11 protein-coding genes are annotated in these 14,744 nt (G+C 33.3%); 5 read left to right on the plus strand and 6 right to left on the minus strand.

Translation table 11 applies throughout. From position 1 onward, the window contains the following. Positions 1–22: 22 nt before the first annotated feature. Positions 23–3,022 (minus strand): amidohydrolase family protein, encoded by a 3,000-nt coding sequence (locus tag ACHRV0_RS14845; RefSeq protein ID WP_395441402.1) that lies wholly within the window; start codon positions 3,020–3,022, stop codon positions 23–25. Between the two features lie 204 nt (positions 3,023–3,226). Here ACHRV0_RS14845 and ACHRV0_RS14850 point away from each other — a divergent pair, with 204 nt between their 5' ends. Beyond that, positions 3,227–4,762, plus strand: a complete 1,536-nt coding sequence (locus ACHRV0_RS14850) for a YifB family Mg chelatase-like AAA ATPase (RefSeq protein WP_395441403.1) — start codon at positions 3,227–3,229, stop codon at positions 4,760–4,762. A gap of 181 nt (positions 4,763–4,943) precedes the next feature. Here the strand turns inward: ACHRV0_RS14850 and ACHRV0_RS14855 are convergent, their stop codons facing one another. Together ACHRV0_RS14855 and ACHRV0_RS14860 are read right to left on the minus strand one after the other, a co-directional pair. Then, positions 4,944–6,533, minus strand: a complete 1,590-nt coding sequence (locus tag ACHRV0_RS14855; RefSeq protein ID WP_395441404.1) for an ABC-F family ATP-binding cassette domain-containing protein — start codon at positions 6,531–6,533, stop codon at positions 4,944–4,946. 151 nt (positions 6,534–6,684) lie between these two features. Continuing rightward, positions 6,685–7,053, minus strand: coding sequence for a nuclear transport factor 2 family protein (locus ACHRV0_RS14860; protein ID WP_395441405.1), 369 nt, complete (start codon positions 7,051–7,053; stop codon positions 6,685–6,687). Positions 7,054–7,390: 337 nt separating this feature from the next. On the opposite strand from ACHRV0_RS14860, the gene nrfH reads away from it, so the two are divergent. The 4 genes from nrfH (at position 7,391) to ACHRV0_RS14880 (ending at position 11,729) form a co-directional block, all read left to right on the plus strand. After that, positions 7,391–8,008, plus strand: a complete 618-nt coding sequence (nrfH, locus tag ACHRV0_RS14865; RefSeq protein ID WP_395441406.1) for a cytochrome c nitrite reductase small subunit — start codon at positions 7,391–7,393, stop codon at positions 8,006–8,008. A gap of 44 nt (positions 8,009–8,052) precedes the next feature. After that, positions 8,053–9,519, plus strand: a complete 1,467-nt coding sequence (gene nrfA / locus ACHRV0_RS14870; protein ID WP_395441511.1) for an ammonia-forming cytochrome c nitrite reductase — start codon at positions 8,053–8,055, stop codon at positions 9,517–9,519. A gap of 109 nt (positions 9,520–9,628) precedes the next feature. Then, complete coding sequence (locus ACHRV0_RS14875) at positions 9,629–10,876, plus strand: cytochrome c biogenesis protein ResB (RefSeq protein WP_129025490.1); 1,248 nt, start codon at positions 9,629–9,631, stop codon at positions 10,874–10,876. A gap of 49 nt (positions 10,877–10,925) precedes the next feature. Further along, the gene (locus ACHRV0_RS14880; RefSeq protein ID WP_395441407.1) at positions 10,926–11,729 is read left to right on the plus strand and encodes a cytochrome c biogenesis protein; all 804 of its coding nucleotides are present in this window, start codon (positions 10,926–10,928) and stop codon (positions 11,727–11,729) included. A gap of 24 nt (positions 11,730–11,753) precedes the next feature. Here the strand turns inward: ACHRV0_RS14880 and ACHRV0_RS14885 are convergent, their stop codons facing one another. The 3 genes from ACHRV0_RS14885 to ACHRV0_RS14895 all read right to left on the minus strand — a co-directional run bounded on the left by ACHRV0_RS14885 (position 11,754) and on the right by ACHRV0_RS14895 (position 14,671). After that, positions 11,754–12,440, minus strand: a complete 687-nt coding sequence (locus ACHRV0_RS14885; protein ID WP_395441408.1) for a GNAT family N-acetyltransferase — start codon at positions 12,438–12,440, stop codon at positions 11,754–11,756. A gap of 2 nt (positions 12,441–12,442) precedes the next feature. Beyond that, positions 12,443–13,312: an alpha/beta hydrolase gene (locus ACHRV0_RS14890; protein ID WP_395441409.1), complete on the minus strand. Its 870-nt coding sequence runs from the start codon at positions 13,310–13,312 to the stop codon at positions 12,443–12,445. 132 nt (positions 13,313–13,444) lie between these two features. Beyond that, positions 13,445–14,671, minus strand: coding sequence for a tRNA modification GTPase (locus tag ACHRV0_RS14895; RefSeq protein ID WP_395441410.1), 1,227 nt, complete (start codon positions 14,669–14,671; stop codon positions 13,445–13,447). Positions 14,672–14,744: the final 73 nt, after the last annotated feature.

The raw sequence follows: 14,744 nt of genomic DNA on the forward strand, positions 1-14,744 counted from the left end.
TATTTTGAAATTTTTAAAAGCGTTATAACTGTTCTAAAGTGTCACAGTGATATTCTTTTTTTTCTTTTCGCGTTGGCTGCTGTGTGCTGTTTCCTTTGTTTTTTTCTTGCAGCATTTGTCCAATCAGTTCATTTCTTTCTTTTGTAATTGCCAATTGTTTTTGTGCATCTTTTTCAAGATCAAAATAGACAACTCCTTCAATGATTGTTTTTTCTGCTTTGGCATAAATAGATAATGGATTTTCGCTCCATAATACAACATCTGCATCTTTACCCACTTTTAAACTTCCTACTTTATCATCGATGTGTAGTAGTTTAGCAGGATTTAGAGTTACAAACTTCCAAGCTTCTTCTTCAGAAATATTCCCGTATTTAACTGCTTTTGCAGCTTCTTGATTCAATCTTCGCGACATTTCCGCATCATCTGAGTTGTAAGCCACTACCAATCCTTCATTGTGCATAATTGGTCCGTTAAACGGAATGGCATCATTTACTTCAAATTTATAAGCCCACCAGTCAGAGAATGTCGAAGCGCCAACACCGTGCTCCTTCATTTTATCAGCAACTTTGTAACCTTCGAGAATATGAGTAAATGTATTTACCTTGAAATTAAACTTTTCGGTAACATTCATTAACATTAAAATTTCAGATTCTACGTAAGAGTGACAGGTAATAAAACGTTCTTTATTTAAAATTTCTGCAATGGTTTGCAGTTCTAGATCAACTCTCGGTGCTTTTCCTTTTTTAGAGCCGGTATTGAATTTTTTCCAGTTTTCATCATATTCTTTTGCAAGTTGAAAATAATCAGTAAAAACTTGTTCAACTCCCATTCTGGTTTGTGGAAAACGAGTAGGATTATCAATTCCCCAATTGGCTTGTTTAACATTTTCTCCCAATGCAAATTTGATAAACTTAGGCTGATTTTTATACAACATTTCGTCTGGAGAAGAACCCCATTTCCATTTTACAATTGCAGAACGTCCACCAATAGGGTTTGCTGATCCGTGTAATAATTGCGAAATAGTTACACCTCCTGCAAGATCTCTATAAATATTGATGTCTTCAGAGTTTACAACATCTTGAATAGTAACTTCGGCAGTAGAATTATGTCCGCTCTCATTTACACCTTTTGAAATGGCAATATGAGAGTGCTCGTCGATAATACCGCTTGTAATATGCTTACCTTTTGCATCAATAATAGTTGCAGAAGCATCAGAGATATTTTTGCCAACAGCAACGATTTTTCCGTTTTTTATTAAAACATCAGTTTCCGTTAAAATCCCATCTTTTTCATTCGTCCAAACAGTAGCATTTTTAAACAATAAAGTTTGTGCAGTTTGTTTTTTAGCATCTCCAAAAGCAATATTAGGATACGTTACAGGAATAATACTATTAGGTTTTTCTACTTTAGCAGAATCTTTTACAGCAACAAACGGACTTGTTTTTACTGCATTCCAAACTAATTCATCTCCATTAGATAAAACCGCTTTTCCAGACAAACTTTCAGGTTTTTCGATAAATCCTGTTAAACGAGTAAAAGTAGATTTAGTAGAATCTGCTGGTTTAATAACTAGAGAAATCCAATTTTTAGAAACTCCAAAAGTTGTTTTTAGTTTTTTGGCATCAACGGTAGTTATTTCAGATTTAGGACTATCGGCAGTTCCGTTAATTTTCCATTTGTAACTGTCCTTTCCAATAGTTAAATCATAATTACCGCGAATATCTTTTGCATTAATATCGGTTACTATAAATTTATTTCCTTGAACCCAGTTTTCAAATAAGATTGTTTTTTCGTCAAAAACCTCTCCCGAAGTAATAATGAAATTGGCATAACTGCCTGTTTTTAAACTTCCAACTTCATTGCTTTTTCCTAAAATAGCAGCAGGAATTGTAGTTAGTGCTTCTAATGCTTTTGTTTTATCAAAACCATATTTAATTGCTTTTAAAAGATTAGGTTTAAAATCTTCTATTTTTTTTAGCTTGTCTGTAGTCAAGGCAAAAACAATTCCGTTGTCTGAAAGTACTTTTAAGTTCGTTGGTGCTTGATTCCAAAAGCGCATATCAGCCAGTTCAATCTGATTGGATAAATATGGATTTGTAACATCATATGCTTCTGGAAAACTTATCGGGATAATAAATTTAGCATTTGTACTTTTAATTTCTTCTATTCTTTCAAATTCATTACCGCTTCCTTTTAGAACATAGTTTAAACCAAATTCTTTGGCAATTTTTGCTGCTCTTAAGCTGTTTAATTTGTCTTCTGAAGCAAAAATTTGAACTAGTTTTTCATTGTTTGCCAATGCTTCTAAAGATAAATCTTTGGTTTCAGAATTTCCTTTTTTGTACCAATCCAAATCTAAATACATTTGGCGTAACAATGCCATCATACCCATTAATGAGCTTGGATAAGCTTGATTCGTTAGTGCACTTCTGGTAAAGGCAAAATGGTTGGTCAATTTGTTGGCAATAATTTGTTTGCTGTTATCAGTATTGTTTAAAGCAACCAAAGCACCGGTTCCTTGAGCAACTCCATCAGGAATATGCGTTCCAACAACTCCAAAACCCGCTTTTAATAATTCTTCGGCTTTAGGCTGGTCGTATTTAAAAGTTTCATAGGAGTTTACTTCTGGAAGTATACTTTCGTTCCAGTAATAACCAGTTTTTTTAGTGTCATACAAAGGGCTGCGGTCACGTCCTCGCGTCAAGTTAGATTTTGGTTTTTCGACTCCAAAAGAAGTATAAATATCAATAAACGAAGGATAAATTGTTTTTCCTGTCAGATCAATTGTAATACTGTTTTTAGGAATCGAAATTGTATTTCCAACGGCAACAACTTTACCGTCTTGAATGAGTAAAGTTCCTTTTTCGATTTTTTGCGTTGGAGTTACATAAATCGTTGCATTGGTGAATACTGTGTAGTTTTTGATTTTGTTATGTACACTTTCATTAACAGGGAAATAATCTTGCGCATGTATTTTTGTTAAAAACATGGTCAAAAAGAGTAATAGTACAGGTTTTTTCATGGATAATTGGGCTAATTTTTCATAAAAATAACAATTATTAGTATTTAAGCAAGCGTAAAATTTGAAAAGTGTTTTTTGTTAGGTAGAAATTAATAACTGGCTCAGTTAAAACAGAAGCTTAAAATTTTTATGTAGTAAAATATTTACAAATAATAACAAGGTTTCCGTTTAAATTAAATACTTTTACTTTTCATTAAAGATATTATGTTAGTAAAAGTTTACGGAAGTGCTGTTTTTGGAGTTGAAGCAACAACGATTACGATCGAGGTGCATATGGATAAAGGAATTGGTTATCATTTAGTTGGTCTTCCTGATAATGCAATTAAAGAAAGTAGTTTTAGAATTGCGGCAGCGCTTAAAAACAATGGATTAAGCTTACCAGGAAAAAGAATCACAATAAATATGGCACCCGCCGATCTTCGTAAAGAAGGTTCTGCCTATGATTTACCTCTTGCAATGGGGATTTTGGTTGGTTCAGATCAAATAAAAGCGTCAGAAATTGAACAGTATATTATTATGGGAGAACTTTCTCTTGACGGAAGTTTGCAACCTATTCGAGGCGCTTTGCCTATTGCTATAAAAGCAAAAGAAGAAGGATATAAAGGTTTCTTTCTGCCCATTCAAAATGTAAAAGAAGCGGCAATTGTTGCCGGTTTAGATGTTTACGGTGTTTCTAATCTACAAGAAATAATTGATTTTTTTGATGGAAAAGGTACTCTTGAACCAACAGTAATTGATACTCGAGAAGAGTTTTACAAAACACTAGATTTTCCTGAACATGATTTTTCTGATGTTCGCGGACAGGAAAGTATAAAACGTTGTATGGAAATTGCTGCGGCAGGAGGGCATAATATTATTTTAATTGGTCCGCCCGGAGCGGGTAAAACGATGCTCGCAAAACGTGTCCCGAGTATTTTACCGCCAATGACATTGCGAGAAGCACTTGAAACTACTAAAATTCACAGTGTTGCCGGAAAGTTGAAAGAAGTAGGTTTAATGAATCAGCGCCCCTTTAGAAGTCCGCATCATACTATTTCGAATGTGGCACTAGTTGGAGGAGGAAGTTATCCGCAGCCGGGAGAAATTTCAATGGCACATAATGGCGTTTTGTTTTTAGACGAATTGCCAGAATTTAAACGTGATGTTTTAGAAGTAATGCGGCAGCCGTTAGAAGATCGTGAAGTAACAATTTCAAGAGCGAAATTTACCGTAACTTATCCCTCATCATTTATGCTTGTGGCGAGTATGAATCCCAGTCCGAGTGGTTTTTTTAATGATCCAAGTATGCCAAATACTTCATCGCCGCACGAAATGCAGCGTTACATGAGCAAAATTTCTGGCCCGCTTTTAGATCGAATCGATATTCATATTGAAGTTACACCAGTTCCATTTGATAAATTAGCTGACGACCGAAAAGCTGAAAGCAGTGTCGAAATTCGTAAGCGTGTCACAGCAGCACGTGAAATTCAGACCAAACGTTTTGAAAACGTAGAAAACATTCATTATAATGCACAAATGAGCAGTAAACTTATTAGGGAGTTTTGTGCTTTAGACGAACAATCTAAAGAACTTTTAAAAACGGCAATGGAACGTTTAAATCTTTCTGCAAGAGCTTACGATAGAATTTTGAAAGTATCCCGCACGATTGCCGATTTAGATAATTCAGAAAATATAATTTCGCAGCATATCGCCGAAGCAATTCAATATCGAAGTTTGGATCGTGAGGGATGGTTGGGGTAATTTTAGATTTCAGATTGTAATATTTTGTAGAGAAAATTTGATAAAGTTCTGCGCAATCTTGTCATTCCGAGGAACGAGGAATCTTCATAAGAAACTCGACAAAGATTGAGTCTTTTGATTGCGGAGCTACTGATGAAGATTCCTCGTTCCTCGGAATGACAAACTGAATTTTTAATTCAATTCAATTCAACTCTATAAAATCCTCAATATGTATTTCCTCCAAAAAAACAGCATCGTGCGAAACCACAATTAAAGTTCCTTTATATTCATTAATTGCGGCCGTCAAAATTTCGATATTTTGAATGTCAAGATTGTTTGTTGGTTCATCCAAAATAATAATATCCGGAGCTTGATTATTAATTGTTAAACAACAAAGCATTAAGCGCATTTTTTCGCCTCCGCTTAAAACCGAGCTGGATTTATTCCAGTCATTTTGTAAAAACAGAAACTTGTTGAGTTTCATTTTTATATCATGTTCCTGTAAACCCGAAATATTAAATTTTTGAGCCTGTTCGTAAACCGAAATTCCATTTTCGATAAGTGAATAATCCTGATCGATATAAATAATTTTCGAATCGGCTTTGTAGATTGTTCCTGTTTTAGGATGCAATTCACCCATGATTATTTTAATCAAAGTTGTTTTTCCAGAACCATTTAAACCTTTCAACGCCACACGTTGTCCACTTAGAATTTGGAAACTAAGAGGTTCTTTCCATAGCAAATGATCTTTGTAACGGTGGTTAATAGCAGTTGCTGAAAAAAGTGTTTTGCCTTTATGCAAATCTGTTTTGGCAAAGCCAAATTTCATTAGATCAATATCAGGTAAAGAGGATCTCAATTCCTGTAATTCGGTTGATATTCCGCTAATTTTTTCAGCATGAACACCTTTCGTTTTAGCGGTACTGTTTTCGGCATTGTTGCGCAAAGTATTCATCATAATTCGAGAAACTCCGGCTTTCTTTTGCTTCTTTTCACCGCGGGAATCAAGTTTGTTTTGACGCTCGAGCGTTTCACGTTCTTTCTCTTTTGCTTTGCGTAAAGCCTTTTCTTTACCCTGAATATCTTGACTTAAAGCATTATTTTCGATACGTTTTTGTTCAGTATAAAAATCGTAGTTGCCACCATAAATCGTAATTCCGTATTTTGATAATTCGTAAACCGAATGCAATAAATTAAGCAGTTTTCGATCGTGACTTACAACAATCAAAGTTGAAGAAGTACTTTTTAGAAAATTGTATAGCAATTCTCTTCCCGAAACATCCAAATGATTACTTGGCTCATCTAGTAAAACCTGTTCAGGCTGATGAATTGAAATTCCGGCTAGAAAAACTTTTGCTTTTTGCCCGCCGCTCAGTGTTTCCAATTTCTGATTCCAATTTAAATCTTGCAATTGCCAATATTGCATTGCTTCATTACAGCGATCTTCAATTGTCCAGTCGTCGTTTAAAGTGCTGAGATTTTCTTCGGAAACATTTCCGTTTAGAATTTCCCGAAGCGCACTCAATTTATCTTCAACCTGCAAAGCCTGAGCAATACTAAGATGATTAAACTGTCCGAATATTTGTGGCAGATAATAAGGCTTAGAATCCGTTTTTAATATTCCGTCGGCAGGTTGTAATTCACCCGCAATAATTTTTAATAATGTTGATTTTCCAACGCCGTTGCTTCCTATTAAAGCAATTTTTTCGCGAGGATTAACTGTAAGAGTGATTTTATCAAACAGCAAATCTTTGTTTGAATGCAGATATGAGATATTTTGTAAAATAACCATAATTTCTTTCTTTAAGGAATAAACAAATGAGCAAGCCTTTTGCAGCTTACCTTAAAATTGTCTGAAAGAAATTTTTAATCACATAAAGTTTGTGCGGTTTATTTAGTGTGGCAAAGATATAAAAAAAAATTTTTAAGATTTGAATTCCAGATTATTCAAATTTTAAGTTGGCGTTTTTAGACATTAAATAGGAAGTGAGTTTTTTTATTTTTCCGTTTTCCATTTCAAAAACATCACAAAAAACGGCGTCCAGTTTGTTACCATTTTTCATATTTCCTTGAACAGCGCCTTCGGCAATTACAATGTCATTTTCTTCGATTAATTTTATAATTTGAATCGTTGGACTGCCAACAAAATTGTCATTTTCAATTTCTTTGTCAAAAGCTTCTTTACCCACATGCTGATATATTCCAGGCATTTCCCAAACTACATCATCAGTAAGACAGGCAAGAATTCTTTTATGATCGCTTACTATAAAAGCAGCCATATATTCGTTTACAGTTTGTTTATTTGGTGTCATGATTGGTTTGGGTTTTTAATAAGTGGTTGATTATTATTGGTTTATTCTCAATTGAACTATGAAAAAATGAATTGTCTTTTTTATCATATAAGAAAGTTTGTTAAATATAGTGATTTTAAAATATGGAAACTTGTTCTAAAAATAGTTAAAGATATTATGCAGATGTTTAAGTAAGATGTTGTGTATAAATGTTGACATATTGAAAAAATAGAAGAAAAAAAGTATTTCAAATGTTAAAATTGAAAATTTAAGGAAAATAGTTTACTATCTGATATTTATCATGTTACAGAATTTAATTACCCTATAAATTTGATAGGAAATATTAAGGGAAAATATCATGAATAAATTTTTGAATTATTTATTGCCGCCACGTAAATGGGTACCCTTTGTTATAATGGCAGTTGGAATAGGAATGGGATTGTTTGCCTATTTATTATATGTTTCAAATGCGGTATCCTATCTATCAGATGAACCCAAAACATGTGTTAACTGTCATGTAATGACTCCTTTTTATGCTACTTGGCAGCATAGTTCTCATGGTAAGGTTACTACTTGTAATGATTGTCATGTACCGCAAGATAATCCTTTTAATAAATATTTTTTTAAGGCAAAAGACGGTATTTATCACGCTACAGTTTTTACATGGCGCGCAGAACCTCAAGTTATTCAAATTAAGGAAGCGGGAACAGATGTAGTTCAAAATAATTGCCAGCGCTGCCACAGCGATCTTAATGCAAACGTAAGCACAAAAGGAGTGACTTTAGAAAGTAAGCAGCACGGAGCGGGAAAATTGTGCTGGGATTGCCATCGTGAAGTGCCGCATGGAAGAGTAAATAGTTTGTCATCTGTACCAAACGCAAGAGTTCCTTTGTTAGAATCGCCAATTCCAGAATGGCTGCAAAAACAAACGGATAGTACAGCTGTGTCTAAAAAGAAAACAAATCAAACCAAATAAATAATTAAAATACAAATATAATTATGGCACCACTAAAAGAAATTATAAAAAATAAACCATGGTTAGGCTGGGTAATGTTTGGCGTTACGATGCTGATTGTTTTTATGTTGGGTTTACTCGTAAACAGTGTTATGGAACGTCGCACAGAAGCTTTGTTTGTAAATAAAGTACTTAGTCCTGTGGGCGAATTTGAGTCAAGAAATGAAGTTTGGGGAGAAAATTATCCTCGTGAATTTCAAACCTATTATGAAACCGCAGATACTACTTTTGTAAGTAAATACGGTGGCGGTAAAATGAGAGATATGCTGCATGAAGATCCACGCATGGTTGTACTTTGGGCAGGATATGGTTTTGCCAAAGACTACAATCAAGGACGAGGGCATTTTTATGCTTTAGAAGATATATATAATACTTTAAGAACTGGAGCACCAAAAGGTCCGCAAGATGGTCCGCAGCCTTCAAGCTGCTGGGTGTGTAAATCACCAGATGTGCCTCGTATGATGGATAAATTAGGAATTGACGAGTTTTATAAGCAGACTTGGGCGGCTTTAGGACCAGAAATTGTAAACCCAATAGGTTGTGCTGATTGTCATGATTCTAAAACCATGAATTTAAAAATTACACGTCCAGCCTTAATTGAAGCGTTTAAAGAGCAAGGAAAAGATATTACTAAGGCAACACAAAATGAAATGCGTTCGCTTGTTTGTGCTCAATGTCATGTTGAATATTACTTTGACAAAAAATCGGTAGAAGGTGCAACCAAAGTAAAATTTCCTTGGAAAAATGGTATGAAAGCTGAGGATATGGAAAAATATTATGATGATATTGAATTCTCAGACTTTACTCATGCATTAAGTAAAGCGCCAATTATAAAAGCACAGCATCCTGATTATGAAATTCATCAAATGGGAATTCATGGACAAAGAGGTGTTTCATGTGCTGATTGCCATATGCCTTATAAAAGCGAAGGCGGACAAAAGTTTACAGATCATAAAATACAATCACCGCTTAATAATGTAGCAAATTCTTGTCAGGTTTGTCATCGTGAGGAAGAAAAAACACTGATAGCAAATGTAAACGAGCGTCAGGAAAAAATTCACCAAATACGAATTGAGTTAGAGGATCAATTGGTAAAAGCTCATTTAGAGGCAAAACTTGCGTGGGATAAAGGAGCAACAGATGTACAGATGAAAAATATCCTCAAATTAATTCGTCAAGCACAATGGCGTTGGGATTTTGCGGCGGCATCACACGGAGGATCATTTCATGCTCCGTTAGAAACGGCAAGAATTATTACCAATGGTTTGAATAAAGCAGCCGAAGCAAGAATTGGTTTGAGTAAAGTACTAGCTGCATTAGGACAAACAGGACCAATACAATATCCTGATATTTCGACTAAAGAAAAAGCACAGCAGTTTATAGGCTTAGATATGAGCAAGGAAAGAGCTGATAAAGCTGAATTTAAAAAAACAGTTTTACCAAAATGGTTAGAAGAAGCAAAGAAAAAATAAAAAATATTACAGTTAAACAGTATTAAGTAGCATTGAGAAAGGGTTGAGCAAATTTTGATTAATTGTGAAACCCTTTTCAAGTTACATTTTTCAAATTTCGGAGTAAAAAATGAGAATAGTTAATTTAGAAAAAGATAAAATTCCTAAAAAAAGACTCTGGCATTATCCGTGGGATTATAAGGAATCGTTTATAATAGCCGCTGGTTTATTAGTAACAGGTTATTTGCTGCAAATAACCACTAGAACTAATATAAAAGCTGTAAGTGCCCCCGTAAATTATATCATTGGAGCCTTATTTATTGTAATGTTATGTTTACTGCATTTTACTAGTAAAACGCATCCTTGGGTAAAATGGCTGCGATCTGTGCCCGCCTCAGTTAGTGCGATTGGTTTAGTTTTAATTCAGGCAGTTATTATGGGAACATTGCCTCAGCAAAATTTTGTCGAAGGTGTAAAACCAGATCTATTTGGTTTTTCGTTCGTGCTGAATAGTTGGCCTTTTATCATAGCACAATTGTATTTTTTGATCACTTTGGGACTTGCAACTCTTAACCGAATAGTACCATGGCAATGGAAAAATTGGGGGTTTGTATTAAATCATTTAGGACTTTTTATTGCTATGACTGCAGGGATTTTAGGAAGTGGAGATCTGCAGCGTTATACCATGAATCTATACGAAAAACAATTAGTATGGGGTGCCGAAAATGAAAAAGGAAATAAGGTTCCGATGCCGATTGCATTTGAACTTACCAGTTTTAACATGGAAACTTTTGCTCCAAAACTGGCCTTTGCTGATATTACAAATAACAGTATTGAAACAAAAGGTATTAATGCTCTAAGAATGATTAGTAAAGGAGATGAATACAACTATAAAGGCTATAAAATTAAGATTGTTAATTATATTGAAGACAGCAAATTTACAGGGAATGGTTATTTTCATGTAAATGAAGAAGGAGCAGCACCGGCGGCTTTGATTGAAGTAAAATCGGCTGCAATTGATACTACTGCCTGGATTAGCTGCGGAAGTTTTGCAACAGAATATTCGTATTTGCAATTAACTAACAAGGAGGCAATTGTAATGTTGCAGCCTGAGGCAAAAAAATACAGTTCTTATGTTAATGTATTTGTAAAAGATGGAAAAAATGATAAAACAGTAATAGAAGTTAATAAACCTTATAAAGTTGACGGATGGAAAGTTTATCAATTAAGTTATGATGAAAAGTACGGAAAATGGTCTAAGTTAAGCGTTATCGAATTGGTCCGTGATCCTTGGCTGCCCATTGTTTATACAGGAATCTTTATGATGATAATTGGGGCTGTTTATTTAATTTTTAAAGGAAGAAGTATTGTTAAGTAATAGAAATCTTGTTTTAAGGAAAATGTTGTATGTAAATAAAAGTTTTTAAATGAATTATTGGATCTATTTTTCTCATTATGCTGCCGCAGCGATAATTTGCTGGCTGTTTTGTATGTTTTTTCAGCTGTTAAAAAGTACAAGGCAAAAAACATTTTTAATAATTACTATTGCCTCATTAGGCGGATTATTAATGCTCCTGTTTACTCTTAACTTGTGGCAGCATTTAGGACGTCCTCCAATGCGAACACTTGGAGAAACCAGACTTTGGTATGCTGTTTTTTTACCAATTATTGGAATAATAACTTATATAAGGTGGCAGTATAAATGGTTATTAAATTATAGTTTGGTAATGGCTGCCATATTTTTAACCATTAATTATCTTAATCCAGATACTTACAATAAAGCTTTAATGCCAGCTTTGCAGAGTGTTTGGTTCGTACCTCATGTATTAGTGTATATTTTTTCATATGCTTTGCTTGCCGCTTCTTCTATTGCCGCTTGTTACGGTTTGTTTGAATATTATCGAGGCAATTACAAAAACACCATACTTGATCTAGCCAATAATCTTGTTTATGTAGGGTTTGGTTTTCTTTCCTTAGGGCTTCTATTTGGAGCGTTATGGGCAAAAGAAGCTTGGGGACACTATTGGACATGGGATCCGAAAGAAACTTGGGCTATGCTGACTTGGCTAGGGTATTTAATTTATATACATATACGATATCGCTACCCAGACAGCGTTAAACCTATTTTAATAACTTTGGCGATGGCATTTATAGTTTTGCTTCTTTGCTGGTTTGGAGTTAATTATATGCCTTCAGCTGCACAAAGTGTACATACATACTCAAATACATAAATAAAGTAGAGTAGTTTATATTAATTACTGTTTTTTAGAAATATTCCAGAAACTCATTTTTCTTCGTGTAACAAAGCCTAGTTTTTCATAGAGTTTTATTGCTCCAAGATTAGTTTCAACAACGTGTAAAAACGGAATTTTGCCTTCATCAAAAATATTGTTTACAACGAGTGATGTCAATTGTTTGGCGTAACCTTTTCCAGTATGATCTGGATGTGTTATAATGGCGCTGACTTCGGTAAAGTTGTTCATTTTCATTCGTTCGCCTGCAATGGATACTAACTTTCCATCAATAAAAATTCCGTAATAATTACCCAATAAAAAGGTATTGGTTTTAAAATACCCAGGTTGAACCAAATTTACCAATTCAAATAATTCTTCTTTATGTTTTTCAGTGAGTTTAATAATTTCATTATCAAATGTTATTTGAACTTTTTCACGAACAATCATTTGAAGACAAACGAGTTCTTTGGCAATTTTTAAAGTGTTGCCAATTTTAGGCTTTTCGCCAACAATAAAGAAATTGTCGCATAACGAAGCATATTTATCTGCTGATTCTAGAGTGCTCTCAAGTTCTAAAAACCCTCCAAACGGACAATAATCAGGATCATAAAACTTGGTTCCGTTATACTCTAAAGCAAATTTTTCATGACTTTCAGATAGTGAGTTCCAAACTGGATTGTCTAATTTGCTTTCTTCGTTAATTTTCATTTTTATTGTTTGCTTTGAGGATAAAAGAATTTAAAAGAATTCGAAACAGCGGGATGTAAAATTGTACCGTGGTTCTCCTCTGGAAAATAATCAAAATAGACTTTTATATTTTTGCTTTGAGATGCTTTTATTTTTTCTGCCAATAGATTAGCGTCAACTTCCATGACACGCGGAATTTCTGTAGGCGTAAGACCTTCTTTGCCTACTGCAATATAAATCTCTGTTTTTTGTTTGAAATTTTCCGAAAGAATTTCTGGATTCTGATTTAAAATAGAGCCATTATTCCACCATAAACTCGGACTTACAATTACGTATTTATTAAATAGTAATGGTTTTCTGAATAAGATTTCTGTTTCCAATAACCCGCCTAAAGATTGTCCGATAATGGTTTTTGAATTGTTGGTTTTGTATTTTTTGTCAATAAAAGGCTGTAACTCCTTTTCGATAAAAGCGATAAACTTATCCGAATGTCCTGTTGTTGGAAATCGGTTTTTATCATTTTGAACAGTTGTAGGAAAAGTAAAATCTCTTCTTCGATCTACGGTTGCAATACCTACTACAATTGATTTTGGAACTTGATTAATCCATTCAAAACTATTAAACTGTACTAAACCTGAGATATGTATAAAATCTTCATCTGCAGAACCATCCAATAAATAAATTACAGGATATTTTGTGGTGTCTTTTGCTGTGTAGCCTTCAGGAAGATAAATATTTAAAATTCGATTTTCGCCTAATTCTTTTGATTGTATTTCATCAATAACTCCAAGTACAAATGGTTTGCTGGTGTCTGTCGATCTTGATTTGTTAGTTTGGCTAAAAAGTAAAGTGGTGCAAAATAGTAAAAAGGGAAGTGTAAAATATTTATTCATTAGTATGGTATTTTGAACTTGAAAAATACAAATTTAAATTAATACTGGGTAAGTGAAAGGAACAAGTAAATTCAAAAAAAAGATCCTACTTCATTTGAAGTAGGATCTATATTATTGTGGAGCGACTTTTTTTTAGAAAAATGAATATCCTAATATTAGAGATGCCGTAGCGAATGAAGATTTCCAGGTAACGTAGTTTGAAAGAAGATTTCGACCAGTCAGATATCTAAACTCTAAACTGTATTTATCTTTAAGTTTACAACCCGCTCCAATTCCAAAACCAGTGCCAGATTTGATATCAAGAGAATTTGCTTCAGAACCATCATTTCGAATAAATTTTATTTTGGATTGTGAGCTGAAATCAAAAACGAATGACGCATTAGCAAATATTTTGAATCCATCATTTAAGAAAAAGTAATGTCTAAGTCCTATTGGTAATTCAATTGATTTATAATCAACTTTTCCAATTACTTCTCCACCCAAATAAACGGAGCTTTCTTTTGTTTTTTCTGTTTTATAATATTGATAAGTTGGTTCAACTATTATTGACCATTTATTCTTATTGAAAGAAAAAATAAATTCAGTTTCAACGCCTAAACTTACATTTGTATTTGAATCAAATTTGATATCGAATGTGTCAGACATTGAATTGTTAGTAGAGAAAGAAGTACTGTTTAATCTCGGTCTGATAGTTAAATTAAATAAATCCTTTTTTTTCTTAGTTTCATTGCTTACAAAATTAGGATCATTGCATTTATTGTACTTGATGAAGAATTTTTCAAGAGCTTTTTTTTCGTAGGCTAAATTTTCATATTCTTTCTGAGAGATAGTTTCGCATTTAAAATCAATAAACAATTGTTCTCTAAAATAATTATTTTTGGCTATAGAATAATTACCAACTAAATACATTTTGTATACTAATTGTTTGATTTCGCTATCATTATTTTTGTAAAAAAAGCTTCTCAGATTTCCATCATCATATAAATAAAGCGTGGCGTTTCCTTCGATAAGTACTTTTAGAAATAGTTTTTCGTCATTAAATTCGGGATTTTTTTCTCTACTCATTGTTTCAATCTTTGTAGTAGAGCGATCTATTTTTACCAATGCTCTAACAAATTTTGACTGACCGTTTACTCCAAACTCTTTTATAGTTTTGATGTCGGCGGCAAGTATATTTTGGTTACCGTCTAATTTATAGTTAAAACCAGTTGGGTTATTTTTCCAATCCTGATTTTCGATCAAACAGTTTATTTTTTGATTGTTTTCATTTATAAAATAACCATTTTCGAAAATTATTTGCGAATAAGACTGTAAGTTACATACAAGTAAGAAGATAAAAAGGATAAAAAGTTTTTTCATTTAAGTAGTAGGTTTTTAGGTTTTGATAGTTTAATTAATTGTATGAAGCAAATTTAGAATAAAAAAAAAGTTA

The sequence above is a fragment of the Flavobacterium sp. FlaQc-30 genome, from assembly GCF_044005885.1.
Lineage (GTDB): Bacteria > Bacteroidota > Bacteroidia > Flavobacteriales > Flavobacteriaceae > Flavobacterium.